This window comes from Sodalis sp. RH14 (genome assembly GCF_047324285.1).
In the GTDB taxonomy this organism is placed as follows: Bacteria; Pseudomonadota; Gammaproteobacteria; order Enterobacterales; family Enterobacteriaceae; genus Acerihabitans.
Genome location: NZ_CP178739.1, coordinates 934,171 through 959,509, shown reverse-complemented (window position 1 = coordinate 959,509; position 25,339 = coordinate 934,171). Strand labels below are relative to the sequence as shown.

General features: G+C 57.1%; 20 protein-coding genes. 7 read left to right on the top strand and 13 right to left on the bottom strand.

What is annotated here, in order from left to right; translation table 11 throughout:
• Positions 1-5: 5 nt before the first annotated feature.
• The 4 genes from ACL2XQ_RS04170 to ACL2XQ_RS04155 form a co-directional block, all read right to left on the bottom strand.
• Positions 6-740, bottom strand: a complete 735-nt coding sequence (locus ACL2XQ_RS04170; protein WP_410016345.1) for a phosphoadenylyl-sulfate reductase — start codon at positions 738-740, stop codon at positions 6-8.
• A 15-nt stretch (positions 741-755) separates the two neighbouring features.
• Positions 756-2,456, bottom strand: a complete 1,701-nt coding sequence (gene cysI, locus ACL2XQ_RS04165) for an assimilatory sulfite reductase (NADPH) hemoprotein subunit (RefSeq protein WP_410016346.1) — start codon at positions 2,454-2,456, stop codon at positions 756-758.
• Positions 2,456-4,261 carry an NADPH-dependent assimilatory sulfite reductase flavoprotein subunit gene (gene cysJ, locus ACL2XQ_RS04160; protein ID WP_413722170.1) on the bottom strand — a complete coding sequence of 602 codons (1,806 nt, stop codon included), beginning with the start codon at positions 4,259-4,261 and terminating at the stop codon, positions 2,456-2,458. The genes cysI and cysJ overlap by 1 nt, the downstream gene beginning before the upstream one ends.
• A gap of 156 nt (positions 4,262-4,417) precedes the next feature.
• The gene (locus ACL2XQ_RS04155; RefSeq protein WP_413722169.1) at positions 4,418-5,314 is read right to left on the bottom strand and encodes a hypothetical protein; all 897 of its coding nucleotides are present in this window, start codon (positions 5,312-5,314) and stop codon (positions 4,418-4,420) included.
• A gap of 108 nt (positions 5,315-5,422) precedes the next feature.
• On the opposite strand from ACL2XQ_RS04155, the gene queD reads away from it, so the two are divergent.
• Entirely contained in the window at positions 5,423-5,791 is a 369-nt protein-coding gene (gene queD / locus ACL2XQ_RS04150; RefSeq protein ID WP_410016614.1) for a 6-carboxytetrahydropterin synthase QueD, read from the top strand.
• A 100-nt stretch (positions 5,792-5,891) separates the two neighbouring features.
• On the opposite strand, the gene queE is transcribed toward queD, so the two are convergent.
• Positions 5,892-6,563 carry a 7-carboxy-7-deazaguanine synthase QueE gene (queE, locus tag ACL2XQ_RS04145; RefSeq protein ID WP_410016349.1) on the bottom strand — a complete coding sequence of 224 codons (672 nt, stop codon included), beginning with the start codon at positions 6,561-6,563 and terminating at the stop codon, positions 5,892-5,894.
• A gap of 262 nt (positions 6,564-6,825) precedes the next feature.
• Here queE and ACL2XQ_RS04140 point away from each other — a divergent pair, with 262 nt between their 5' ends.
• The 5 genes from ACL2XQ_RS04140 (at position 6,826) to ACL2XQ_RS04120 (ending at position 11,687) form a co-directional block, all read left to right on the top strand.
• Entirely contained in the window at positions 6,826-7,680 is an 855-nt protein-coding gene (locus tag ACL2XQ_RS04140; RefSeq protein ID WP_413722168.1) for a lytic polysaccharide monooxygenase auxiliary activity family 9 protein, read from the top strand.
• 433 nt (positions 7,681-8,113) lie between these two features.
• Positions 8,114-8,902, top strand: coding sequence for a lytic polysaccharide monooxygenase auxiliary activity family 9 protein (locus ACL2XQ_RS04135; protein ID WP_413722167.1), 789 nt, complete (start codon positions 8,114-8,116; stop codon positions 8,900-8,902).
• A 53-nt stretch (positions 8,903-8,955) separates the two neighbouring features.
• On the top strand, positions 8,956-9,681 hold the full coding sequence (locus tag ACL2XQ_RS04130) for a lytic polysaccharide monooxygenase auxiliary activity family 9 protein (RefSeq protein WP_413740084.1): 726 nt from the start codon (positions 8,956-8,958) through the stop codon (positions 9,679-9,681).
• A 205-nt stretch (positions 9,682-9,886) separates the two neighbouring features.
• Entirely contained in the window at positions 9,887-10,702 is an 816-nt protein-coding gene (locus tag ACL2XQ_RS04125) for a lytic polysaccharide monooxygenase (protein ID WP_410016353.1), read from the top strand.
• Between the two features lie 190 nt (positions 10,703-10,892).
• Complete coding sequence (locus tag ACL2XQ_RS04120; protein ID WP_410016354.1) at positions 10,893-11,687, top strand: lytic polysaccharide monooxygenase; 795 nt, start codon at positions 10,893-10,895, stop codon at positions 11,685-11,687.
• Between the two features lie 132 nt (positions 11,688-11,819).
• Here ACL2XQ_RS04120 and eno read toward each other — a convergent pair whose 3' ends face one another.
• From eno to rlmD, 5 genes are all read right to left on the bottom strand, one after another.
• Complete coding sequence (gene eno / locus ACL2XQ_RS04115; protein WP_410016355.1) at positions 11,820-13,121, bottom strand: phosphopyruvate hydratase; 1,302 nt, start codon at positions 13,119-13,121, stop codon at positions 11,820-11,822.
• A gap of 86 nt (positions 13,122-13,207) precedes the next feature.
• Positions 13,208-14,845 (bottom strand): glutamine hydrolyzing CTP synthase, encoded by a 1,638-nt coding sequence (gene pyrG / locus ACL2XQ_RS04110; protein ID WP_410016356.1) that lies wholly within the window; start codon positions 14,843-14,845, stop codon positions 13,208-13,210.
• A 221-nt stretch (positions 14,846-15,066) separates the two neighbouring features.
• Positions 15,067-15,885 (bottom strand): nucleoside triphosphate pyrophosphohydrolase, encoded by an 819-nt coding sequence (gene mazG, locus ACL2XQ_RS04105; RefSeq protein ID WP_410016357.1) that lies wholly within the window; start codon positions 15,883-15,885, stop codon positions 15,067-15,069.
• A gap of 1 nt (position 15,886) precedes the next feature.
• The gene (gene relA / locus ACL2XQ_RS04100) at positions 15,887-18,121 is read right to left on the bottom strand and encodes a GTP diphosphokinase (protein WP_410016358.1); all 2,235 of its coding nucleotides are present in this window, start codon (positions 18,119-18,121) and stop codon (positions 15,887-15,889) included.
• Between the two features lie 9 nt (positions 18,122-18,130).
• Positions 18,131-19,465 carry a 23S rRNA (uracil(1939)-C(5))-methyltransferase RlmD gene (gene rlmD, locus ACL2XQ_RS04095; RefSeq protein WP_413740083.1) on the bottom strand — a complete coding sequence of 445 codons (1,335 nt, stop codon included), beginning with the start codon at positions 19,463-19,465 and terminating at the stop codon, positions 18,131-18,133.
• 59 nt (positions 19,466-19,524) lie between these two features.
• On the opposite strand from rlmD, the gene barA reads away from it, so the two are divergent.
• A complete protein-coding gene (barA, locus tag ACL2XQ_RS04090) occupies positions 19,525-22,272 on the top strand; it encodes a two-component sensor histidine kinase BarA (RefSeq protein WP_413740082.1) in 2,748 nt (915 codons plus the stop codon).
• A gap of 90 nt (positions 22,273-22,362) precedes the next feature.
• Here the strand turns inward: barA and ACL2XQ_RS04085 are convergent, their stop codons facing one another.
• From ACL2XQ_RS04085 to garL, 3 genes are all read right to left on the bottom strand, one after another.
• Positions 22,363-23,505, bottom strand: coding sequence for a glycerate kinase (locus tag ACL2XQ_RS04085; protein WP_410016361.1), 1,143 nt, complete (start codon positions 23,503-23,505; stop codon positions 22,363-22,365).
• 83 nt (positions 23,506-23,588) lie between these two features.
• Positions 23,589-24,482, bottom strand: coding sequence for a 2-hydroxy-3-oxopropionate reductase (gene garR, locus ACL2XQ_RS04080; protein WP_410016615.1), 894 nt, complete (start codon positions 24,480-24,482; stop codon positions 23,589-23,591).
• Positions 24,483-24,537: 55 nt separating this feature from the next.
• The gene (garL, locus tag ACL2XQ_RS04075) at positions 24,538-25,308 is read right to left on the bottom strand and encodes a 2-dehydro-3-deoxyglucarate aldolase (RefSeq protein WP_410016362.1); all 771 of its coding nucleotides are present in this window, start codon (positions 25,306-25,308) and stop codon (positions 24,538-24,540) included.
• Positions 25,309-25,339 lie beyond the last annotated feature (31 nt).

Here is a 25,339-nt window from a genome sequence, read left to right as displayed (position 1 = left end):
CGCTGTTAACCTTCGTGCAGCCCGCACTCGCGCTTGAGGCCGAAAAAGCGCGTTTCTTCCTCGCTCATGCCCGGTTCCCATTTGCGGGTGGTGTGGGTGTCGCCCACCGACAGGTAGCCCTGCTCCCACAAGGGATGGTAGCCAAGATCGTGGGCTTTGAGATACTGGTACACCTGCTTATTGTCCCAATCGATGATCGGCAGCAGTTTAAATACCCCGCGCTGGATGGCCAGCACCGGCAGATGGGCGCGGCTGCCGGACTGCTCGCGGCGCAGCCCCGCCAGCCAGCTTTGCGCTTTCAGCGTGCTTAAAGCGCGGTTCATCGGTTCGACTTTATTGATCTGGTTGTATTTTTCGATCCCCTCCACCCCTTGCTCCCACAGTTTGCCGTAACGGGCCTCCTGCCAGGCGGGGGAAAGTTCCGCGCGGAATACCCGCAGATTGAGGCCCAGCTTGTCGGTCAGCTCATCAATAAACTGATAGGTTTCCGGGAACAGATAGCCGGTATCGGTCAGGATCACCGGGATATCCGGCCGCTGGCGGGTCACCAGATGCAGGCATAACGCGGCCTGGATGCCGAAGCTTGATGACAATACCGTTTCGCCGGGCAGGTTTGCCAGCGCCCAGCCCACCCGCTCTTGCGCTGTCAGGGTTTCAAGCTGACGGTTCGTATCAGCGAGCGCCGCCGTTTGTTCTTCTTTCGGCAACAGGTTCAGTTCGGTCAGGTTCAGGCTGCTCATAGGTGGCCCCTCGGGTTAGTCATAAAAATCCTGGGCTGAGTTAACCACCGGCTTGACGATACCGGCGCGGATAACAAAATCACCATAGGCTTCCTGCGGATGGCGTTCGGCCGCCCAGCGTCCGGCAGTCTGGTCGATAATGGCCAGGATCTCGTCTTCGGTGATGTTTTCCCGGTACATGCGCGGAATACGCTCACCGGCGCGATCGCCGCCCAGATACAGGTTGTAGCGGCCGATGGCTTTGCCGACCAGGCCGATTTCCGCCAGCATCGCGCGGCCGCAGCCGTTTGGACAACCGGTCACCCGCAGGATGATTTCGTCGTTGCCCAGGCCGTGGGCGGACATGATATCCTCCACCTTGGTGACAAACTGCGGTAGGAAGCGCTCGGCCTCGGCCATCGCCAGCGGGCAGGTGGGAAACGCCACGCAGGCCATGGACGCTTTACGCTGCGGGGTGACGCTGTCGTTAATCAGGCCGTACTTGCGCGCCAGGGCTTCGATTTTGGCCTTGTCCCGCGCGGGCACGCCGGCCACGATCAGGTTCTGGTTGGCGGTGAGCCGGAAATCCCCTTTATGGATGCGGGCAATCTCCGCCATGCCGGTTTTAAGCAGCCGATCCGGATAATCCAGGATACGGCCGTTTTCGATAAACAGGGTTAAATGCCAGAGGTTTTCCACGCCTTTCACCCAGCCGAAACGATCGCCTCGCTCGGTAAAGTGATAAGGCCGGATCGGCGCGAAGGATATGCCGGCGCGCCGTTCCACCTCCGCTTTGAAGGTGTCGACCCCGACCCGCTCCAGGGTGTATTTGGTCTTGGCGTTTTTACGGTTGGAACGATTACCCCAGTCGCGCTGGGTGCCCACCACCGCCTCGGCGATGGTCAGGGTATGTTCAAGCGCGATATAACCAAATTCGCTGGCCTTGCGCGGATAGGTGGTATTATCACCGTGAGTCATCGCCAGGCCGCCGCCCACCAGCACGTTAAACCCGACCAGTTGTCCGTTGTCGCTGACGGCGACGAAGTTCAGATCGTTGGCATGCACGTCGACGTCGTTTAGCGGCGGCACCACAACCGTGGTCTTGAACTTACGCGGCAGATAGGTAGGCCCCAGGATCGGCTCCTGGTCGGTGGTTTCGCTTTTCTCGCCGTCCAGCCAGATCTCGGCGTAGGCGCGGGTCTTGGGAAGTAAATGTTCGGAGATTTTTTTCGCCCACTCATAGGCCTGCTGATGCAACACCGATTCCACCGGATTGGCGCTGCACAGCACGTTACGATTGACATCCCCCGCCGTGGCGATGGAGTCCAGCCCCAGGCTGTGCAGCAGTTGATGCATTTGCTTCAGGTCGGGTTTGAGCACGCCGTGGAACTGAAAAGTCTGGCGGGTGGTCAGGCGCACGCTGCCGTACAGGGTATGCTCGGCGGCAAACGCCTCGATGCCCAGCCACTGCCGCGGCGTTATGATCCCCCCCGGCAGGCGGCAGCGCAGCATCATATTAATCAGCGGCTCCAGCTTTTGTTCCGTGCGTTCGGCGCGCAAATCGCGATCGTCTTGCTGATACATGCCGTGAAAACGGATCAGCTGGAAATTATCGCCGTTAAAGCCGCCGGTCAGCCCGTCGTGCAAATCTTCGGCGATGGTGCCGCGCAGAAAATTGCTTGCCCCTTTCAGCCGTTCATTATCGGATAAGGGGGGAGTAGGTTGTTTTTCACTCATCAGTAGACGTCCCGCTGATAGCGGCGCTCGATGCGCAGCTCGCTTAAAAATTCATCGGCCTGCTCGGTGTCCATGCCACCGTGCTCGGCTACCACGTCCAGTAATGCCTGCTCTACGTCTTTGGCCATATGGTTGGCATCGCCGCAAACATAAATATGCGCCCCCTGCTCGATCCAGCGCCAGACTTCAGCGCCTTTTTGCCGCAGCCGGTCCTGTACATAGATTTTCTCCGGCTGATCCCGCGACCAGGCTAAATCAATCGCGGTCAGCAGGCCCTCTTTTTTGTAGCGCTGCCATTCCACCTGGTAGAGAAAATCGTCGGTAAAATGCGGATTGCCGAAAAACAGCCAGTTCTTGCCAGCGGCGCCATCCGCTTCCCGCTGTTGCATAAACGCGCGGAACGGCGCGATGCCGGTTCCGGGTCCAATCATGATGACCGGCGCGTCGGTATCGGCCGGCAGGCGGAAATTGTTATTGTGCTCGATAAAAATGCGTACCCGATCGTCCTCGGCCAGCCGGTCGGCCAGATAGCCGGTGGCGCCGCCGGTGCGCGGCCTGCCATCCACCTCATAACGCACCACGCCCACCGTGATATGCACCTCGTCGCTGACCTCCGCCTGCGACGAGGCGATGGAATACAGCCGCGGCGTTAGCGGACGCAACAGCGCCAGCAGCTGATCCGCGCCCAGTTCCACCGGCGCCTGGCGCACCATATCCACGATCGGCGTCGATTGGGCGTACCGCTGCAGGCGTTCCTTGTCCGCCGTCAGCGCCAGCAGCGCCTCGTCGCGGGCCATGGCGGCATACTCCCCGACGATAAGGGTAGTGTTCTGGGTCAGTTCGTAATGAGCGCGCAGCGCATCGGCGAGGGATAAGGTTTGTCCTTCCACCGTCACCGTTTGTCCGCCGTCCAGCCATAGCAGCGTCAAGAGTTCGTCCACCAGCGCCGGGTCGTTTTCATACCAGACGCCCAGGGCGTCTCCCGGCTGGTAACGCAGGCCGGAGTCGCCGAGATCGATTTCGATATGGCGCACGTCTTTCAGCGAGCTGCGGCTGGTAATTTTTTGCGACGCCGCAATGGCGGCCACCAGCGGCTGTTCTTTGGTATAAGGCGTGGAATCGACTTCATCTACCGCGCCGCTGAGGGTTATCTCGTGCCGGGCCGCGCTTTCCTGCGGCACCCGCGCTTGCAATAGCGCCACGATATCCCGGCGCCAGGCTTGCGCCACCGGCTGATATTCAACATCGGCGTCAACCCTGTCCAGCAGCCGCTGGGCGCCGAGCTCGGCCAGACGCGCGTCAAAATCCTTGCCTATCTTGGCAAAGTGCTCATAGGACGTATCGCCGAGGCCCAATACCGCAAAGCGCGTATCGGCAAGCCGGGGGGCTTTTTTCGAAAACAAGTATTTATACAGCGCCACCGCCTCTTCCGGCGGATCGCCCTCGCCCTGGGTGGAGGCGACGATCACCAGCAGCTTTTCCTGGGCGATGTGTTTAAATTTATAATCGCCGGCGTTTACCAGGGTGACATCCAGTTTGGCGGCGATCAAATCGTCGCGCAGCTGTTCCGCCACCCGCCGGGCGTTGCCGGTTTGCGACGCGGACAGCAGCGTAATGGCGTGCGCCTGCGTCGGCGCGGGCGCCGGAGGGGTACCGGCGACGGGCGTCTGGTTGACCTGCCCCCAAAAATAACCGGATACCCAGGCCATCTGCAGCGGCGAAAAATCACCGGTTGCAGCCTGCAGGCGGGCGAGTTGTTCCGGATTCAGCGGGAGCAAAGAAGTTGGTGGGGCCTGAGTCGTCATTGCTGTTCGAATTTCCTTGTGCGTACCAGTAGGGCCGGGCGTGTATTAAGGGATCACCAGAGTTTGTAAGGTTACTCAGTGCGACGCAATCAATAAAGGATGCGATGGCAATAATAAATAACTAAATAGCCTAAAGAGTTATTTCGGTAAAACTTATCACTTAAACTGGTTAAGAAAGCGGGCCGCCTCATCCACCAGCAGCGGACTTTGATGCCCGGCGCCGGATACGCTGATAAATTGCCAGTGAAACGGCATCTTCTGCTGTTCCGCCAGGGATTGCGCACGCCGGAAATACCAGCCGGCGCGTTCAAGCCGGTTCTTTCCCTGCGCCTGGGCCTGCGGGGTGCTGCGCATCGCGGTGCGCCGGGTGCGCCTATCCTGCTCTCCGACCATGATAAGCGTCGGCCGGGCAAAGAAGCGGGCTTCCTGGGCGGCATCCAGGGTAAAAGGCGCGCGCGCCAGCCCGTAGGGCCAGGACCGGCGCGGATCCGGCGGCGTCCACCAGCCGGCCGAGGCGCAGACCACCGCCCTGGCCGGCATATCCGGCAGCGCCATCAGCATCCGGTGGACAAACTGGCAGCCGGCGCTATGGCCGTACAACAGATAGTCGCTGCGGCGCGTAATGCCCTCGCGCCGCAGCGCGTTGAAAACATCGCCAATACGGGAATAGGACCATTGCGCTGCCGGGAGGACCGCAGGACCCGCCGCGGTATTGCCCAACATATAGCCCCGCGCGCCGGGATAACGCGTGCCGGGGAATTCGGGCGCTATAATCAGGAAATGGTAATGATTGGCCGCGGCGATCCATTGATCCCGCGCCTGGGCGCCGTCGCGTTTGACCCCGTGCAGCACCATGACCACCGGCATATCGCGCGCATCGGCCATCGGACGATAGAGATAGACCCTCATCGCGCCGTCGGCCGTGGGTATGGCGAGCGTTTCTCCCCCGGCGGCGCTGACGCGGCACGCGCACGCCGTCAGGGCGCATAACAGCCACAGCCCGGCGGTTCGCCGCGGCGAGAGCAATAAAAGCAAGGATTGGACCGCGTTCATGGTGTTTTGATGGCCCCTTAGCCAACTTATTACGGGTTGGCGGCACATAACATAGAATCATAAGCCGCATTTCGGTACCATGCAGCGTTTGTTTTGACAAGAGGCCCTATAGTGGTAACCACGTTATTTAAAGAATTTACTTTTGAGGCGGCGCACCGTTTGCCGCATGTGCCCGACGGTCATAAATGCGGGCGTTTGCACGGCCATTCGTTTATGGTGCGCGTGGAAATCACCGGTGAAGTGGATCCGTTCACCGGCTGGGTGATCGACTTCGCCGAGCTCAAGGCGCTGTTTCGGCCGATCCTCGACCAGCTTGACCATTATTATCTTAATGATATCCCCGGCCTGGAAAACCCCACCAGCGAAGTACTGGCCCACTGGATTTGGCAACAGCTTAAACCCCGCCTGCCCCTGCTGAGCGGCATCATGGTGAAAGAAACCTGTACCGCCGGCTGCATCTATCGCGGCGATCAATAACAGGCTCCGGCATCCGCCTGGCAAAGTCGCGCTATCGGCGGCGCGCCGGATAACGGCTTAGCCCCCGGCGGTGCCGGCCCGGGCCTGTCGTTTCGCCGGATCAGGCGATATTCAGGTATTTGTGGGTTTGCATGGACAGGCGCCAGTTGCGGGCGATGCAGGTGGCGATGCACAATTTCGTGGCGGCGTCCTGCCGGCTGACAGGCTGCAGGGCGATAATACGCGGTTTATCGTCTTCAAGTGTGGCCAGCAGCGCATCAAGCTGTTCGATATCCCGCTCCCGCGCCACCGGATGTTTAATCTCATCAGCGCGTTCCAGCGCCTGGGGCAGAATCGCCATACCGCCGCGCATGCCCACTTTAGGCGACACCGTTACCCAGGTCTGGCTGGTGCAACGCACCTCGTGGGTACCGCTGGTTTCAATCTGGCAGCTGAACCCCTGCTGTTCCAGCACCTGCGTCAGCGTATACAGGTCGTGGATGCACGGCTCGCCGCCGGTAATCACCACATGCCGCGCGGTATAGCCCTGTTGTTCAATCATCGCCAGCAGTTCCTCCGGCGTAACCGTGGCCCAGCGGTCGCTGTCGGCGGTTTTTAACGTAATGTCCCCCAGAGGGGCCTCCCGAAGCGGGTCCATTTCCCAGGTATGTTTGGTATCGCACCAGCTGCAGCCCACAGGGCAACCCTGCAGGCGGATAAATATCGCCGGCACGCCGGTAAAATAGCCTTCGCCCTGAAGCGTCTGGAAAATCTCGTTAAGCGGGTACTGCATGATGTTCTCGATTAATTGCCTAGCTATAAGGGCGGTGATTATTACATTTTAGCTGAAGCAGACCAAATTTCTCTTGCCGGCGGCACAATACCTAATGTTGCCTCACTGCCGCGTTACCCCCACAAAAGGCAACTGGCAATAAAAACCATTCCCCGGCGTCATCACACCCCGCTCGCGCGCGTTCAACGATACTGCCCTGTATCAGAGGTAAGTCCGCGGATGCCATTCCGCTTTTCTTTTTGAGACCTAACAGGAGCCAGATATGGGCACTTATGATAACGAAAGACCAGATAATTATCCTGATCAACGCGAGCATGAGAATGACTACGCCAATTACCCTCGGAATGAGGACGGTTACCGGGATCCCCATCATTATGGGCACGGCGGCCACGTCCCTCACCGGGGAGGAAGCGGCTGTCATGACTATCCGCCTCCGCTTTGCCAGCAGGATTTCCCGCGCGATAACTGTTACAGCTACATTGATAAAAACTATTACCGGGAAGTCGAGGCGCGCCACGGACGCGTGATAAACCCGCCATCACGCGCCCAGTTTCTGGTCAATGAGGGTTTGTTGGCGGCCTGGGAAGCCAATGAAATGGAAGGGGGCAAAAACTTTCCCGCCACCACAGGCGGAACACCTCCCCCACCGTTTCAAACCGATGCCTGGGGCGCCGCGCCGCCGCCTGATGGCTTTATCATCAGCGGCGGCAGGACCGGTAACCGTAATAGGGTCAATTTTACCGATGCCGAGCTAAACCAACTGGCGCCCCGGTTTGCCGGCTGGCCCAGGCTACGGGTAGCGCCGGGCCAGCGATTTAATGTGGAATGGTTTTATCAACAGGCGCATGTCACCCGGGGCTATCGCTGGTTTATCACCCGTGACGGCTGGAACCCCAATCAGCGTATTACCCGCGAGCAGCTCGAATCAAGACCCTTCTATGAGGATATCAGTCCGCTGGTTCCCTTCAATAATTTTCGTGACCAGTTGATCCCGCGGGTTTTTCATAGCGCCCCGATACCACTTAACAAAAGAGGTCATCACATTATTGTCATGGTGTGGGTAACTGCCGATTCGCCGAACGGATTCTATCAGGGTTTTGATGTGGATATAGGTTAAGCCAAATAAACACTCCGCCGCTGGCCGATGGCGCTGCGGCGGCATATTAATATTACCAATCAGATCAGCACCAGGATCGCAGCAACTCTGCAATTAATTATACAGGCTATAATCCCAAACCGACCGCGTATGGATATTGATAATGGCTTTTATCAGGCCTTTGATGTGGATATTAATCAAATTAAATGCGCAACGAAATTATGTCCTGCCGCCGTCTATATCAACCGGGCGCGGGATTAACGTTATTTACGCTCATTCCAATGTTGAGCCGAGAGGGTTATCAAGCATAAAAGGCATTTGGCAACAAAAAACATTCATGATTGCAATCACATATTAATCATGAACCGTCAATCACAATGACCGTGTAATAATTTTGAAAATGGTACGGCCCTACTATTTCTAAATATATTACTTTTCATTTCAGGAGTTAACTATGAGCCATATAGATTATAATCAAGATCCCAATCGCCCTGATGCCTATCGCAACGCCGATCACAATTCGGTTGAAAATTACCGCCCTGACTGTCCGCAACAGCCGCCTCATCCTTATCCCGTCAAACCGCCCTGTGGCGGTATTTATCCGGAGCCCTACCCTTTTTACCAGCCGCTCGACCCGCTAACCGGTCGCGTAGTGTCGCCGGCTTCACGCGCCCAAATTCTTCTGAATGTGAACGGCTTGGAATTCTTTACGGTAAATCAAACCACCGGTGGCAAAAATTTTCCCAACTTATTTGGTGGGCAAGTACCCTTTCCGTTTCAGGAGGATGTTGAAAGCGCAACGCCTCCCCCGGATAATTTTATACTTAGTGGCGGTCATCTTGATCAGCGCGGTAGAATTAATTTCACCGATGCGGAATTTGCTAATTTTCGCCCTCAGTTTACGGAATGGCCAAGACTGCGGGTAAATCCCGCTGAGGTATTGCGCATCCAATGGCTGATAGATGCCCCTCGAATTACTCGTGGTTACCGTGCTTTTATTACCAGAGATAACTGGGTGCAAAATGTTCGCTTAACGCGAGCGCAGATTGAACCCGCCCCATTCTTTGATGAAATAAATCAGGCGAGCCCCTGGTTTGCTCATCAGGGTAGTCTACCGCCACGTTTAACATTTGATATGCCGTTACCTTTTAACAAACGAGGCCATCACGTCATCCTATTGCTTTGGCTCGTTGCCGATCAACCCTTTGCCTTTTATCAGGCATTTGATGTTGATTTTGGCTAATGTAACCGGCTTATTACATTTTCCCCCAATTACCTGATAACAAGGAACCCATCATGAGTTATATAGACAATAATCAACTTCCCTACCGGCCTGATCACTGTCAGGGTGGAGATTACCGGCAGAATTATGGCTATCCTCCTCCCTACCCTTTTTACGAGCCAATCGATCCGCAAAGCGGTCGCGTGGTATCACCGGCTTCGCGCGCGGTGATTATGCTCAATAATGGGTATTTACCACCGTTCCTGGTTGATGAAATGACCGGGGGCAAAAATTTCCCTGACTTATTTGCCGGCCCGGTACTTTTCCCTTTCCACACAGATATAGAAAGTTCAAATCCCCCGCCTGATGGACGGATCGTCAGCGGCGGTAATGGGGACGCACGCGATATCGCCAATGCCACAGATGAGGAATTACGTGTCCTGACTGGCGGCAATTTCAACCAATGGCCCAGATTACGGGTTAACCCGGCGCAATCCTTGACCATTCAGTGGGTGAACACCATACCCAGAGTCACCAGGGGGTATCGCGCGTTTATCACACGTGATAATTGGGATTCCAGAGTTCGCATTGCGCGTAATCAGCTGGAGCCCGTTCCGTTCTTCAATACGCTCAATCAGGGAGTTCCCTGGCAGGAGCACCTAGGCGATTTACAACCTCGAATAACGTTGCCTTTAGTGCTCCCCTTTAACAAAAGGGGTCATCATGTCATTATTTTACTCTGGCTGGTAGCCAATCAGCCTATTGCTATCTATCAGGCGTTTGACGTCGATTTCGGTTAGGTTATCCATTACTGGAACAAAGGTCCAGCTGCGGACATATCTGCCTATAGCTGGGCCGGAACTTTTGCTCATTGACCCTGTTATATCCCATATTTTTAAAAGATTTTGTTCACTGCCTATTCGATGATATTTAAACTGGCAGCAAAATTCTTAAATATCAAAACAACATATATTTATACCGGTTCCGCTTTATCAGGAGTAAATCATGAATAAAAATTATACCCTTAAAGATCATTTATCGAAAGTTAATCCTAACGACAATTACTCAAGGGACTATCGCAACAGTTGTAACTGGCGCGATGGTTATTCTTTATCACCTTATTGGGATCAGTCCAATAATATTCGCTATAACAACAGAGGCTGTTGTATAAACTCGACCGTCGACGATACGCCAGTGCCACCCTTGCCTATCGTTACTCCGGCTTCGCGTGCGCAAACCCTGGTCGATTTAGGCAGGCTTAGCCCCCTGCAAGTCAATACAGCAACCGGCGGAAAAAATTTCCCAGATCTCAATGGCGGAGCTGTTTTTTGGCCTTTCCAGGATGATGTCTGGAGTGCAACTCCGCCCGAGGATGGCTTTATTCTCAGTGGCGGCCAAAGTGGGGAGATTAGTGCAGTTAATTTTACCGATAATCAAATCGCCATCTTCACCTTGTTCGCTATTCGTCAATGGCCCAGGATACGGTTGAGCGCCGGTCAGATATTAAACATAGAATGGCTTTACGATAGGCGACGGCTCACCAGAGGCTATCGGGCGTTTATTACCCGCGACGACTGGAATCCCAATGCCCGTATTACGCGAGCTCAGTTGGAGCTGCGTCCGTTTTGGGAGAATATTAACCAAGAGTTCCCCTTTTGGCAGTTCCCGGCGCAGTTACAACCAAGAACGCATCATTCAATTCCCATTCCCTTCAATAAAAGAGGGCATCATGTCATCGTCTTATTATGGCTTATAGCTGATTTTGAAGATGCCGTTTATCAGGCTTTCGATATTGATATTGATTCAAACACTGTATATTAACATGGAAATAAGCCCTGCAATTTAAAAACAATTACCGGGTTAAATCATACATATAAAAGTAAATTAATTATACAGATAACTATAGAAATTTGTGCTATCAGATTTTTCAACTTAATGTAAAGATCATTCATTTCGCTGACGCTTACACTAATAATAAGATTTTCCGTTGCGAGTAAATCTGGAGACGCTTATGTACCATAAAGCAAAAACAGTTGACCCACCTAAAAAAAATTCAAATATTAAATGTTTTTATAGGGTGAATCATATCGGTAATGGCCATCGTCTCTTTAACCCACCCTATGCCCATTGTCAGCGAGATAAAATCCAGCGCGCCGAGTGCCCGCTATGTTCCGGCGAATCAAACGTTGATTATGGGGCCCGCCTTGGCCGCTTGACGGTCCCACCCTCACGTGCCCAGTTTCTTGCCAATCAGGGATATCTTGAAGTCTGGTTTGCCGAAGCCATAACCGGGGGAAAAAATTTTCCCGACCGGTTCCCGGGGCCTGTTCGCCAACCATTTCAGGATGATGTAGAAAGCTCAACGCCACCCTCTGACTTTTACATCCTTAGCGGTGGTCACCAGGATAGGCGGGGCCTGGTGTCTTTGGACGACCAGGATATGACTTTCTATTTAGGCATTCCCTTTACCTGGCCCAGGATCAGGGTAAACCGCGGTCAGGAATTATATGTAGAATGGTTATATTACGTCCTGCGCGCCACCAGGGGCTATCGGGCGTTTATCACCAAGGATGATTGGTCGCAACGATGGCCTTATTCTCGCGACCAGTTTGAACCGGTGCCGTTCTGGGAAATGCTGAACCCGCAAACCCCCTACTGGCAGCACGCGGCGGCATTAAAACCAAGAGATAACATGCTTATTCCACTGCCATGGAATAAAAGCGGTTACCATGTCATTCTTTTATTATGGCTAACTACTGACACATACTATGCCGTCTATCAGGCGCTAGATGTGGATTTCGGCTGAATCCCTATTAAACGACAAGAAAAAGCCCCATCTTTACGATGGGGCTTTTGAAGATGCGAAAAGTGATAAAAACATCATCCGCATTTCCTGTCAGCATGCCGGCAAACGACGCACTGAGTCGGGAATGGGCAATTATGCCTGGCCTTTCACTTCTTTCAGACCGTTGAACGGTGCGCGTGCGCCCAGGGCTTCTTCGATGCGAATCAGCTGGTTGTACTTGGCAACGCGGTCGGAACGGCTCATGGAACCGGTCTTGATTTGACCCGCGGCGGTGCCCACGGCCAGATCGGCAATGGTGGCGTCTTCGGTTTCGCCGGAACGGTGAGAGATGATGGTGGTGTAACCGGCATCTTTCGCCATTTTGATCGCCGCCAGGGTTTCGGTCAACGAACCGATCTGGTTGAATTTGATCAGGATGGAGTTGGCGATGCCTTTATCGATACCTTCTTTCAGGATCTTGGTATTGGTCACGAACAGGTCATCACCGACCAGCTGGATTTTGTCGCCCAGCACTTTGGTCTGGTAGGCAAAGCCGTCCCAATCCGATTCGTCCAGGCCATCTTCGATGGAGACGATCGGGTAGGTCTTGGTCAGGCCTTCCAGGTAGTGGGTGAACTCTTCGGAGGTGAAGGATTTGCCTTCGCCTTTCAGTTCGTATTTACCGGTTTCCTTGCTGTAGAATTCAGACGCGGCGCAGTCCATGGCCAGGGTGATATCTTTACCCAGCACATAACCGGCTTTTTCCACGGCTTCCTTGATGGCGGCCAGGGCGGCGGAGTTGGATTCCAGGTTCGGCGCGTAGCCGCCTTCGTCGCCAACGGCGGTATTCAGGCCCTTGGCCTTCAGCACTTTCGCCAGGTTATGGAACACTTCAGAACCCATGCGAATCGCTTCCTTGACGGTTTTAGCGCCAACCGGCTGGATCATGAATTCCTGGATGTCGACGTTGTTGTCGGCATGTTCGCCGCCGTTGATGATGTTCATCATCGGCAACGGCATGGAGAACTTGCCGGCGGTGCCGTTCAGTTCAGCGATGTGTTCGTACAAAGGCATGCCTTTGGACGCGGCGGCGGCTTTCGCTGCGGCCAGGGAAACGGCCAGGATGGCGTTGGCGCCAAATTTGGATTTGTTTTCCGTGCCGTCCAGATCGATCATGATCTTGTCGATATTGGCCTGGTCTTTCGCGTCTTTGCCCAGCACCGCTTCAGCGATGGGACCGTTAACCGCGGCAACCGCCTTGGTCACGCCTTTACCCAGAAAACGCGATTTGTCGCCGTCACGCAGTTCAAGCGCTTCGCGCGAACCGGTGGAAGCACCTGACGGCGCAGCGGCCAAACCTACAAAACCACCTTCCAGATGCACTTCTGCTTCTACAGTCGGATTGCCGCGTGAATCGATGATTTCACGGCCGATGACTTTAACAATTTTGGACATTTAGTATTTCCTCAGTACAAGTTAAAACAAAATTCCTGACGACCCGCCCGCGATACCCTGACCGCGCGCCGCCCGCCTGTTCAAATTTATTTCAGCTGACGCTTCTGGTACTCGCCGGCCGCCTTGACGAAGCCGGTGAACAACGGATGGCCGTCACGGGGCGTCGAGGTAAACTCGGGATGGAACTGGCACGCCACGAACCACGGATGATCCGGGTATTCAATAATCTCCACCAGGCGGTTATCCCCCGACAGCCCCGCAACGCGCAGGCCGGCGGCTTCGATCGGCTTTAACAGCATATTGTTGACTTCATAGCGGTGGCGGTGACGCTCGACGATGGTCTGCTCGCCGTACATGCTGCGCACCAGGCTGCCGTCGGTTAACTGGCAAGCCTGGCTGCCCAGGCGCATGGTGCCGCCCAGATCGCTTTGCTCGGTGCGCGTTTCCACGACGCCGTTTTCGTCGCGCCACTCGGTAATCAACGCGACCACCGGATACTTACAGTCTGGCACAAATTCGGTGGAGTTTGCGTTTTCCATGCCCGCCACGTGCCGGGCAAATTCGATTAACGCCACCTGCAACCCCAGGCAGATGCCCAGGTAGGGAATTTTCTTTTCACGCGCGTACTGCGCGGTCAGGATCTTGCCTTCGACGCCGCGATAACCGAAACCGCCGGGAATCAGGATGGCATCGAGGTTTTTCAGGATCTCCACGCCGCGGGTTTCCACATCCTGCGAATCGATAAGCTTGATATTCACCGTCAGGCGGTTTTTCAGCCCGGCGTGCTTCAGCGCCTCGATAACCGATTTATACGCGTCCGGCAGTTCGACATATTTACCGACCATGCCGATGGTGACTTCGCCGCCCGGATTGGCTTCCTCGTACACCACCTGTTCCCATTCAGACAGGTTAGCCTCGGGACAGTTCAGGCTGAATCGTTTACAAATATAATCGTCCAGGCCTTGGGATTTCAAGAGAGCCGGGATTTTATAAATGGAATCAACATCTTTCAGGGAAATTACCGCTTTTTCCGGCACATTGCAGAATAAAGCGATTTTAGCCCGCTCGTTGTTGGGCACCGAGCGATCGGAGCGGCAAATCAGCACGTCCGGCTGGATGCCGATGGAAAGCAGTTCCTTGACCGAATGTTGGGTCGGCTTGGTTTTCACCTCGCCCGACGCGGCCATATAGGGCACCAGGGTAAGGTGCATGTAGATGGTGTGTTCGCGGCCCACGTCCACCGCCATCTGGCGGATGGCCTCGAGGAACGGCAGGGATTCGATATCGCCCACGGTGCCGCCGATTTCCACCAGCACCACGTCGTGGCCTTCGCCGCCTTCAAGGATGCGTTCCTTGATGTTGTTGGTGATATGCGGAATGACCTGGATGGTAGCGCCGAGATAATCGCCACGGCGCTCTTTGCGCAGCACGTCGGAGTATATGCGGCCGGTGGTGAAATTATTACGACGCGACATTTTGGTGCGGATAAAGCGCTCGTAGTGACCCAGATCCAGATCGGTTTCCGCTCCGTCCTCGGTGACAAACACTTCGCCGTGCTGGATAGGGCTCATGGTGCCCGGATCCACATTGATGTAGGGGTCCAGCTTCATGATGGTAACGTTGAGTCCCCGGGCTTCGAGAATAGCCGCCAGGGAGGCCGCGGCAATGCCTTTACCCAATGAGGAAACGACCCCGCCGGTTACAAAAATATAATTTGTTGTCATGCTGAACCTGAGAATTTAGGTGTAAAGACGGAATAACCAAGACGGGAAAACAGTATACCTGAAGCGCGAATCGGCCACAAACGTTCGTTTTGCAAATCGCGCAGGCGGCATAACGGCCGCATCAGCGGGCCCAGTCGATGACCGCTTGCCATAAATACCTTATTTTATAGTATATTAGCTACGAAAACGGCGTTATCGTTAACATAGCGGCAATGATGAGTTTACCCGGCGATTTCCCGTTTTTTTATTTGCCGCCAGGCGGCTTCCATCTGCTCGAGACTGGCCTGGGGCAGGGTTTGCCCCTGGGCCTGGATAATCTCTTCCACCTGGCGAAACCGGCGCTCGAATTTACGGTTGGCTTTTTGCAAAGCGGTTTCCGCTTTCTTGCCCAAATGGCGGGTCAGGTTGACGGTGGCGAACAGCAGATCGCCTAGTTCTTCCTCAAGCTTATCTTCATCCACCACCGCCTGGCGGGCTTCGTGCATCACCTCGTTGATTTCTTCGTAGACCTTGTCCACCACCGGGCCGAGCGTGGTCCAGTCAAAACCCACCGTGGCGCAGCGCTGCTGGATTTTCTGCGCCTTCATCAACGCCGGCAGGGCGTCGGGAATATCGTCGAGCGGCGACAGGCGTTCTTTTTCCGCCCGTTCCCGCGCCTTGAGCTGTTCCCACTGGCCGGGAGGCGCCGCGCCGTCCTCGCCGGGCTGCCGGGCAAAAATATGCGGATGGCGGCGCTCGAGTTTATCGCTGATGGCGTCGCAGACGCCGGCAAAATCGAACAGTCCCTGCTCGCGCGCTATTTCAGCGTAAAACACCACCTGGAACAGCAAATCGCCCAATTCGTCGCGCAAATCGTCATAATCGCGCCGGGCAATGGCGTCCAGCACCTCGTAGGTCTCCTCCAGGGTGTAGGGGACGATGGTGTCGAACGTCTGGCGCTTGTCCCACGGACAGCCCGTGCGCGGGTCGCGCAGGCGGGTCATGATGGCCAGCAACCTGGCCTGGGCGGCGGCCGAGGCATCGATGGCGTTCGCGGTCATATTATTCTCCGTGCAGCCGGCGCGCGTCGATCACGTCCGGCAGTTGATTAAGTTTGGACAATACCCGGCCAAGTACCTGCAGGTTATAGATTTCAATATCCATATCGATGGTCGCCAGCTGCTGTTTGATGTCGCTGCGGCTGGCCACGCCCAGCACGTTGACCTTTTCATTGGCCAGGATAGTGGTGATATCGCGCAGCAGGCCGCTGCGATCGTTGGCCACCACCCGCACCACCAGCGAGTAGCCGCTGGAATAACTCTCGCCCCAGACGGCGTCGACAATGCGTTCGGGGGCGTTGGCCTGTAAATCCGCCAATTGCTCGCAGTCCGCGCGGTGAATGGAGATGCCGCGGCCGCGGGTAATGAAACCGGTAATCTCATCGCCGGGGATCGGCTGGCAGCAGCGGGCGATATGGTGCATCAGGTTGCCGACCCCTTCCACCACCACCCGGCCGTTATCCTTCGAGCGCGGCACCGCGGACGGCTTTTGCGTCAGTTGCTTGAGCGCCGCGCGATCCTGCTCTTCCGGGCTGGGCTTGTTCAGCTTGCCCTGCAGGAAGTTAATCATCTGGTTGATGCGCACGTCGCCGCCGCCGATGGACGCCAGCAGCTCGTCGAGGGTATTGACGTTATAGCGCGGCAGCAGCAGCTTTTCGGCTTCCTTGATGCTCAGGCCCAAATGCTCCAGTTCATCGTCCAGCAGCTGGCGGCCGGCCAGGATATTCTTGTCCCGGTCCTGTTTACGGAACCAGTTATGGATCTTCGAGCGCCCGCGGCTGGTGGTGACATATCCCAGGTTGGGATTCAGCCAGTCGCGGCTGGGGTTCGGCTGCTTCTGGGTGATGATCTCCACCTGGTCGCCCATGCGCAGCTGGTAGGTAAAGGGCACGATGCGCCCGCTTATCTTGGCGCCGATGCAGCGGTGTCCGACATCGCTGTGGATATGGTAGGCGAAATCCAGCGGCGTGGAGCCGGCGGGCAAATCGATCACGTCGCCTTTCGGGGTAAAGACATAGACCCGATCGTCGAACACCTGGCTGCGCACTTCGTCGAGGATTTCCCCCGAATCCGCCATTTCTTCCTGCCAGGCCAGCAGCTTGCGCAGCCAGGCGATGCGTTCTTCGTAACCGGAGCGCACGCCGCCGGTGGCGGTGGCGCCTTCCTTGTACTTCCAGTGCGCCGCCACGCCCAGTTCGGCGTCTTCATGCATCTGTCGGGTACGGATCTGGATTTCCAACGTTTTGCCGCGCGGCCCCAGCACCACGGTGTGAATGGACTGGTAGCCGTTGGGTTTGGGGTTGGCGACGTAATCGTCGAACTCATCGGGCAAATGGCGAAAATGCGTATGGACGATGCCGAGCGCGGCATAACAATCCTGCAGCCGCTCCACCACCACCCGCACGGCGCGCACGTCAAACAGCTCGTCGAACTCCAGCGATTTTTTCTGCATCTTGCGCCAGATGCTGTAGATATGCTTGGGCCGCCCGTAGATATCCGCTTTCAGCCCTTCCTCTTTCATCGCATCGCGCAGCGAGGCGACAAAATCATCGATATACTGCTCACGATCGATGCGCCGCTCATGCAGCAGCTGCGCAATGCGCTTGTACTCGTCCGGATGCAGGTAACGGAAGCAGAAATCCTCCAGTTCCCACTTGAGCTGGCCGATCCCCAGCCGGTTTGCCAGCGGCGCGTAGATATTGGAACTTTCTTTCGCCGCCAGCACCCGCTCGTCCTCAGGGGCGTCCTTCAGTTCGCGCAAATGGGCGATACGCTCGGCAAGCTTGATGACCACGCAGCGGAAATCTTCGACGATGGCCAGCAGCATGCGCCGGACGTTATCCACCTGCTCCGGCGCCATGGAGTCGTTAGTGGTGGCTTTTAACTGGCGGATGGCGTCCATATCGCGCACGCCGTGCACCAGATCGACGATTTTCTTGCCGAACTGCGTCTCGAGCACCGATTCTTCGACCACCTCGCTGTCGGCAAGGGGGAACAGCAGCGCCGCGCACAGGCTGTCGCTGTCCATGCTGAGCATGGACAGGATCTCCACCATCTCGATGCCGCGCCAGAGGATCAGCGCCGCCTCGGGGTGCTCTTTACATTGCTGCTCGCAATAACGCCAGGTTTCGGCCAGCCGCTCACTTGACTGCGGGTTGGAAAGACCCAGACTGGCAACCCAGTCTTCGGGGACAAACTCGCCCGCTGTATTCAAATGCGCACTTCTTACCGCAACCATATCCACTCCCTACTTTGCACAGACGCCGGCATCTTTTACAAACAACGTCATCGATTCAAGATGTCCGCTATGCGGAAACATATCCAGCATAGCCACGCGCGCCGGGACATACCCCGACGCCATCAACACAGTGCTATCCCGCGCAAGTGTTGTGGGGTTACAAGACACATAGACGATACGCCGGGGCGCCCAGGCGGCAATATGGGACATGACGCCCAGGGCGCCGGCACGTGCCGGGTCGAGCAATATTTTATCAAATCCCCGGTTGGCCCAGGGCCGTGTGGTCACGTCCTCTTCCAGATTGTCATGAAAGAAGGTGACGTTATTCAATAAATTCTGTTGTGCATTATATTGCCCATTCGCCACTAGCGCCGCAACCCCTTCCACGCCGATAACCTCGGCGCAGCGTTTGGCCAGCGGCAGGGTAAAGTTGCCCATGCCGCAGAACAAATCCAGCACCCGCTCATCCGCCCCGGGCGCCAGCCATTCCAGCGCCAGCGCCACCATGCGGCGGTTAACCTCGGCGTTGACCTGAATGAAATCCCTTGGGCTGAACTGTAGACGCAAATCGTCAATGTGGTATATCGGCGGCTCGCCATGCAGGCATTCCAGCGACTCGCTGTCCGCTGCCAGCCACATCATCACCTGATGGCGCGCGGCGAAGTCCAGCAGCCGCCGCCGGTCGCCGTCGTCAAGCACATCAAGATGGCGCAACACCACCAGCGGCCCGTTGTCCGCCATCACCAGTTCCACATGCCCCAGGCGCCTGGCCGCCTTTAGCTGCGCCAGCGCCGCTTTCAACGGCGCCAGCAGTTGCTCCAGGCCCGGGATCAGGATGGGGCAATGGGTAATGTCCACCACATCACTGGACTTCGCCTGGCGATAGCCCATGGCCAGGGAGCGGGACTTTTGGCGGTATTCCAGCCCCAGGCGCGCGCGCCGCCGGTAGCCGTAGGCGTCCGCGCCCACGCAAATGATAGCGCCCGGAATCGCGCCGATTTCCCGCGTCAGCAGCGTGCGCAGCGTGGCGGCCTTGCTTTGCTGTTGCAACGCCTGGCTGATGTGCTGCTGCTGGCATCCGCCGCAAACGCCGAAATGCGGGCAGCGCGGCGCGACCCGCTCCGGGCTGTCGTTTAACCTTTTGGTCACCCGGCCCCGGCTAAACTGGCGTTTGTCCTCGGTGATGCGCACCTCGGCCTGCTCACCCGGCAACAGACCGGGGATAAAAATCGTTTTCCCCTGGTGGCGCGCCACGCCCTGGCCGAAACCATCCAGATCGTCACAGGTCACGGTCAGGGTTTGCTGTGTCGCCACGCGACGGTTTGCAGAGTAGAATTGCGCCATAATTGCTTGTTACAGGTTTCCTGAATAGCCGGGTTATCATTCTCCCATATTGGAACGCTATGACCAAATACAGCTTGCGCGCGCGGATGATGATACTGATTCTGGCGCCGACGTTATTGATCGGTTTGCTGCTAAGCGCATTTTTTGTCGTTCATCGTTATAACGAATTGCAGAATCAGTTGGTGGCTGCCGGCACGAGCATTATCGAACCGCTGGCGGTATCAACCGTCTACGGCATGACCCTTCATGACCGCGACTCGGTGCGCCATCTCGTCAACCTGCTGCATCGCCATCACTCCGATATTGTACGCTCGATAAGCGTGTTCGATGCCAATAATAAACTTTTCGCCACCTCCAACTACCACCAGAATATCAACCAACAGCAGTTGCCGCCGGGCAGTCCGCCGCCCGGCGAACTGACCCTGGCGCGCCTGGGCGGTACGCTTATCATGCGCGCGCCCATCTGGTCGGAGGATGATTTGCCCGACCCGGCAAACCAGGCCGACGCCCGCATCGCGCCGCTGGGCTATATTACCATTGAGCTGGACCTGGATTCGGTACGGTTGCAGCAATATAAAGAAGCCTTTGTCTCGACGCTGCTGCTGCTGCTGTGTCTGTGTATCGCCATGCTGTTCGCCTATCGCCTGATGCGCGATGTTACCGGCCCCATCCGCAATATGGTCAGCACGGTCGATCGCATCCGGCGCGGCCAGCTCGACAGCCGGGTGGAGGGGTATATGCTCGGTGAGCTGGATATGCTGAAAAACGGCATCAACTCAATGGCCATGTCGCTGACGGCATATCATGAGGAAATGCAGCAGAATATCGATCAGGCCACCTCGGACCTGCGCGAAACCCTGGAGCAGATGGAGATCCAGAACGTCGAGCTGGATCTGGCTAAAAAACGCGCCCAGGAGGCGGTGCGCATCAAATCGGAATTCCTGGCCAATATGTCCCACGAACTGCGCACCCCGCTTAACGGCGTCATCGGTTTTACCCGGCAGACGTTAAAAACGCCGCTGTCGCCGACGCAGCGGGATTACCTGCAGACCATAGAACGTTCGGGCAATAACCTGCTTAGCATTATTAACGATGTGCTGGATTTTTCCAAACTGGAAGCCGGCAAGCTGCTGCTGGAGGCCATTCCGTTCGCGCTGCGCGCCACCCTGGATGAGGTGATTGTCCTGCTGGCGCAGACCGCCCATGAGAAGGGACTGGAGATTACTCTGAACGTGCAGCAGGATGTGCCGGACGGCGTGGTGGGCGATCCCCTGCGCCTGCAGCAGGTCATTACCAACCTGTTGGGCAACGCCATCAAGTTTACCGAACAGGGCAATATCGATATCCGCATTGAAAAACACGGCACCGGGAATCATCAAATGGAGCTGGAGGTGCAGATCCACGATACCGGGATCGGCATCGCCGAACGTCAGCAGTCGCAGCTGTTCCAGGCGTTTCGCCAGGCGGACGCCAGCATTACCCGCCGCCACGGCGGCACCGGCCTGGGGCTGGTGATTACCCAGAAACTGATCAAGGAAATGGGCGGCGATATCAATTTCCACAGCCAGGTCGACCGCGGCTCGTCCTTTTGGTTTCATATCCCCCTGCAGTTGAGCGGGGCCGACGGCGCGCCGGATTATGCCCATCTGCGCGATAAAAGCCTGGCGTTTGTCGAAGCCAACCCCGCCGCCGCCCAGGCGACGCTGGATATGCTGCGCGCCACGCCGCTGACGGTCAGTTTCAGTCCGACGCTGACGCAACTGCCGGCGGGGCACTATGATATTTTGCTTATCGGCAAACCGGTGACGCAGCGCCTCTCGTTAATCGATATCAAGCGCGAGCTGACTGAAGCCGCCGGGATTGCCGGCTGCGTGATCCTGGCCTTGCCCAGCCCCGCCATGGTGGAGGCTGAGCAGATCAAACGCATGGGCGCCTGTGCCTGCCTGGCGAAGCCGGTCTCCGCCAACCGGTTTTTACCCTTGCTGCGCGCGCGGCCGCGGCCCGTGGTAAGCCAAGTCACGCCGCCCCGCGCCGCGCGCCTGCCGCTGACCGTCATGGCGGTGGATGACAATCCGGCCAACCTGAAGCTTATCGGCGCGCTGCTGCAAGAGCAGGTGGAACACACCATTTTATGCCAAAACGCCCGCGAAGCGCTGGCCTACGCCGACGGGCATCCGCTGGATCTGATCCTGATGGATATCCAGATGCCGGAAATTGACGGCCTGCGCGCGGCCGAGCTGATGCGGCAGTTGCCGCGCCACGCGCAAACGCCCATCGTGGCGGTTACCGCCCATACGCTGGGCAATGAGCGGGAAAAACTGCTTGAGGCCGGCATGGATGATTACCTGGCCAAACCCATCGACGAAAACAGATTGCAGCGGCTGCTGGCGCGTTATGGCGCCGAAGAGGTACGCCGCTCGCCGCACGCGCAAACGGCGGACGCGACCGCGGAGCAGGACAATCAGGACGCCACCCTGGATTGGCAGTTGGCGCTGCGCCAGGCCGCCGACAAACCGGATTTGGCCCAAGACCTGCTGGGGATGCTGGTCAGCTTTTTAATCGAGGTAAAACAACGGGTGACCGCCGTGGTAAACGGCGTCGAGGACCCGCATATCGGTGAGCTGGTGCACAAACTGCACGGCAGTTGCAGCTACAGCGGCGTGCCCAGGCTCAGGCGGCTCTGCGCCGATATCGAACGCCAACTGCGCGCGGGCGCGCCGCTGGCGGCGCTGGAGCCGGAGTGGCTGGAAATGCTGGATGAAATTGAAAATGTCACCCTGGCGTCCGCGCCTTTTCTTACGGCTTAGGCACCGCCGGCCAGGCCGCGCAAAAAAAAAGAGTGGCCGCCGTGAAGCTGCGCCACCCTTTACCCCGGCGTTTAGCCGGCGTCTTGTAAATCAGGCCATCTCGCGGGCCAGCTTGATGGTAGCCGCGATATTGCGCGCGGTCATGCGCACATTGGCGGCGGCGTTTTCCAGCGCGTCCTCCAGCGTGCAGATTTCATATAACACGCTGAACACCGCGTCCAGGCCGTGCTGATGCACCACCCCCACGTCGGCGGTCAGGCTGCCGGCGATGCCGATCACCGGCTTGTTATAGCGTTTGGCGACCAGCGCCACCCCAATCGGCACTTTACCGTGGATGGTCTGGCTGTCGATGCGCCCTTCCCCGGTGATCACCAGGGTAGCGTCCCTGACCAGGGCATCCAGTCCCAGCGCCTCGGTAACGATTTCGATACCTTTGCGCAGCTCCGCGCCGCAAAACGCCTGTAAACCGGCGCCCATGCCGCCGGCCGCGCCCGCGCCGGGGATATGTTCGACATCTTTATCCAAATCGCGTTTGATAATGGCGGCATAATGCCCAAGCGAGGCGTCAAGTTGCCGGATCATGGCAGGCGTCGCGCCTTTCTGCGGGCCGAATATCGCCGTGGCGCCCTCATCGCCGGTCAGGGGATTGGTGACGTCGCAGGCCACCTCGAAACGGCATTCCCTGATGCGCGGATCCAGATGGGTAATATCGATACGCGCCAGCTTATCCAGCTCGCCGCCGCCGTAACCGATCTGTTGACCCTGCGCGTCGAGCAGCCCGCCGCCCAGCGCCTGCACCATGCCGGCGCCGCCGTCGTTGGTGGCGCTGCCGCCGATGCCGATAATGCAATGTTTAACGCCGTGATCCAGTGCGCAGCGGATCAGCTCGCCGGTGCCGAAAGAGGTGGTTAACAGCGGATTGCGGTCGCAGGCGCGCACCAATTCCAGCCCGCTGGCGGCGGCCATTTCGATAAACGCGGTTTGTTTATCGCCGGACAGGCCGAAAAAGCCGTCCACCTGGTCGCCAAGGGGGCCGGTGACCCTGACCTTGACGATTTCTCCCCCGGTGGCCGCCACCATGGCCTCCACGGTGCCCTCACCGCCATCCGCCACCGGCAATTTGACGTAATGGGCATCGGGAAACACGTCACGAAATCCCTGTTCGATCTGCGTTGCGACCTCCAAGGCAGACAAACTTTCTTTGTAAGAATCCGGTGCGATTACTATCTTCATAGACTACCTGCGCCTGTTGAGCTGAAGCCGGCAAAATAGCTATTTTGCCGCCTCGCAGGGCGCCGGTCCGGCGCCCGACCAATTTATTGCCGCTTAACTTCAATCTTGGCCAATTTTTCATAATAACAAGCCAGGGCGCTGTGATCCGCATTGCCCAAATCGTCTTGCTTCAGGGCCTGCATCATTTCCATTACCACCGCGGTTAACGGCAGTTGCGCGCCGACGCCATGCGACGTATCCAGGGCATTGGCCAGATCCTTGATATGCAAGTCAATGCGGAAACCCGGCTTGAAGTTGCGATCCAATACCATCGGCGCCTTGGCTTCCAGCACCGTGCTGCCCGCCAGTCCGCCGCGAATGGCCTGGAATACTTTTTCCGGGTCGACGCCGGCCTTGGTTGCCAGCACCAGCGCTTCCGACATGGCGGCGATATTCAGCGCCACGATCACCTGGTTGGCCAGTTTAGTGACGTTACCGGCGCCGATATCACCGGTATGCACCACGGAAGCCGCCATGGCCTTCAGCAGTTCAAAGCTCTTGTCGAATAAAGCCTTATCACCGCCGACCATCACGGACAGGGTGCCTTCGATGGCTTTGGGCTCGCCGCCGCTGACCGGGGCATCAAGCATGTCGATGCCTTTTTCCGCCAGGGCGGCGGCGATTTCGCGGCTGGCCAACGGCGCGATGGAGCTCATATCAATGACCAGGGTACCGGCTTTGGCGCCTTCTACCACGCCGTTTTCACCCAGCACCACTTCTTTAACATGCGGAGAGTTCGGCAGCATGGTGATAATGATATCGGTTTGTTCGGCCACGGCCTTCGCCGTGTCGGCTGAGGTGGCTCCGGCCGCAACCACTTCCGCTACCGCTTCGGTATTGCGATCCAGTACCACTAATGAGTAACCCGCTTTCAGCAGGTTTTTGCTCATTGGTTTTCCCATGATGCCCAAGCCAATAAATCCAATTTTCATTACTATTACCTCTTAACGCTTGCTATAAAAAGTGTAGGGCGCGTCAGACGCGCCATGTCAGTTATTTTTTAAATTTGTCGGCCAGCGCCTGGGTGCCGCCGCGGAATACGCCGAGATCGCTGCCGACCGCAACGAAGGTGGCGCCCCACTCCAGATAACGGCGGGCGTCGGCTTCCACCGGCGCCAGGATGCCGCTCGGCTTGCCATGGGCCTTGGCGCGGGCAAAAATATGGCGGATGACGCTTTGCACCGCTTCATGGCCCGGCTGTCCCAGGTAACCCAGCGCCGCGGACAAATCGCCCGGGCCGACAAAGATACCGTCGACGCCGTCCACAGCGGCGATGGCGTCGATATTGTCCACGCCTTCCTGGCTTTCGATCTGCACCAGCACGGTGATATTGTCATTGATGGTGGCGTTATAGTCCGGCACGGTGCCAAACATATTGGAACGATGGGAAACCGACACGCCGCGGATGCCGGCGGGTGGATACCGGGTGGAGGATACCGCGCGCAGGGCCTGCTCTTCGGTTTCGACAAACGGGATCAGGAAATTATAAAAACCAATATCCAGCAGGCGTTTGATAATCACCGGCTCATTGGTTGGCGGACGCACCACCGGCGCGCTGTGGCTGCCCTTAAGCGCCATCAACTGCGGAACAAACGTGCCGACGTCATTAGGTGCGTGCTCACCGTCCAGTACCAGCCAGTCGAATCCCGCCAGGCCCAACACTTCCGTGGTAATGGGATTTGCCAGCGCGCACCAGCACCCAATCTGGGTTTCCCCCTGAAGTAACCCCTGGCGAAAACGGTTAGGCAGTAGTGGAGTGTTCATAATTTACCTCTATGCAATGAAACAGAAAGTA

Bases quoted from the DNA above. Each gene is read 5' to 3' on its own strand.
- ACL2XQ_RS04170 (WP_410016345.1), bottom strand. From the start codon at position 740: ATGAGCAGCCTGAACCTGACCGAACTGAACCTGTTGCCGAAAGAAGAA.
- cysI (WP_410016346.1), bottom strand. From the start codon at position 2,456: ATGAGTGAAAAACAACCTACTCCCCCCTTATCCGATAATGAACGGCTG.
- cysJ (WP_413722170.1), bottom strand. From the start codon at position 4,261: ATGACGACTCAGGCCCCACCAACTTCTTTGCTCCCGCTGAATCCGGAA.
- ACL2XQ_RS04155 (WP_413722169.1), bottom strand. From the start codon at position 5,314: ATGAACGCGGTCCAATCCTTGCTTTTATTGCTCTCGCCGCGGCGAACC.
- queE (WP_410016349.1), bottom strand. From the start codon at position 6,563: ATGCAGTACCCGCTTAACGAGATTTTCCAGACGCTTCAGGGCGAAGGC.
- ACL2XQ_RS04140 (WP_413722168.1), top strand. From the start codon at position 6,826: ATGGGCACTTATGATAACGAAAGACCAGATAATTATCCTGATCAACGC.
- ACL2XQ_RS04135 (WP_413722167.1), top strand. From the start codon at position 8,114: ATGAGCCATATAGATTATAATCAAGATCCCAATCGCCCTGATGCCTAT.
- ACL2XQ_RS04130 (WP_413740084.1), top strand. From the start codon at position 8,956: ATGAGTTATATAGACAATAATCAACTTCCCTACCGGCCTGATCACTGT.
- ACL2XQ_RS04125 (WP_410016353.1), top strand. From the start codon at position 9,887: ATGAATAAAAATTATACCCTTAAAGATCATTTATCGAAAGTTAATCCT.
- ACL2XQ_RS04120 (WP_410016354.1), top strand. From the start codon at position 10,893: ATGTACCATAAAGCAAAAACAGTTGACCCACCTAAAAAAAATTCAAAT.
- eno (WP_410016355.1), bottom strand. From the start codon at position 13,121: ATGTCCAAAATTGTTAAAGTCATCGGCCGTGAAATCATCGATTCACGC.
- pyrG (WP_410016356.1), bottom strand. From the start codon at position 14,845: ATGACAACAAATTATATTTTTGTAACCGGCGGGGTCGTTTCCTCATTG.
- mazG (WP_410016357.1), bottom strand. From the start codon at position 15,885: ATGACCGCGAACGCCATCGATGCCTCGGCCGCCGCCCAGGCCAGGTTG.
- relA (WP_410016358.1), bottom strand. From the start codon at position 18,121: ATGGTTGCGGTAAGAAGTGCGCATTTGAATACAGCGGGCGAGTTTGTC.
- rlmD (WP_413740083.1), bottom strand. From the start codon at position 19,465: ATGGCGCAATTCTACTCTGCAAACCGTCGCGTGGCGACACAGCAAACC.
- barA (WP_413740082.1), top strand. From the start codon at position 19,525: ATGACCAAATACAGCTTGCGCGCGCGGATGATGATACTGATTCTGGCG.
- ACL2XQ_RS04085 (WP_410016361.1), bottom strand. From the start codon at position 23,505: ATGAAGATAGTAATCGCACCGGATTCTTACAAAGAAAGTTTGTCTGCC.
- garL (WP_410016362.1), bottom strand. From the start codon at position 25,308: ATGAACACTCCACTACTGCCTAACCGTTTTCGCCAGGGGTTACTTCAG.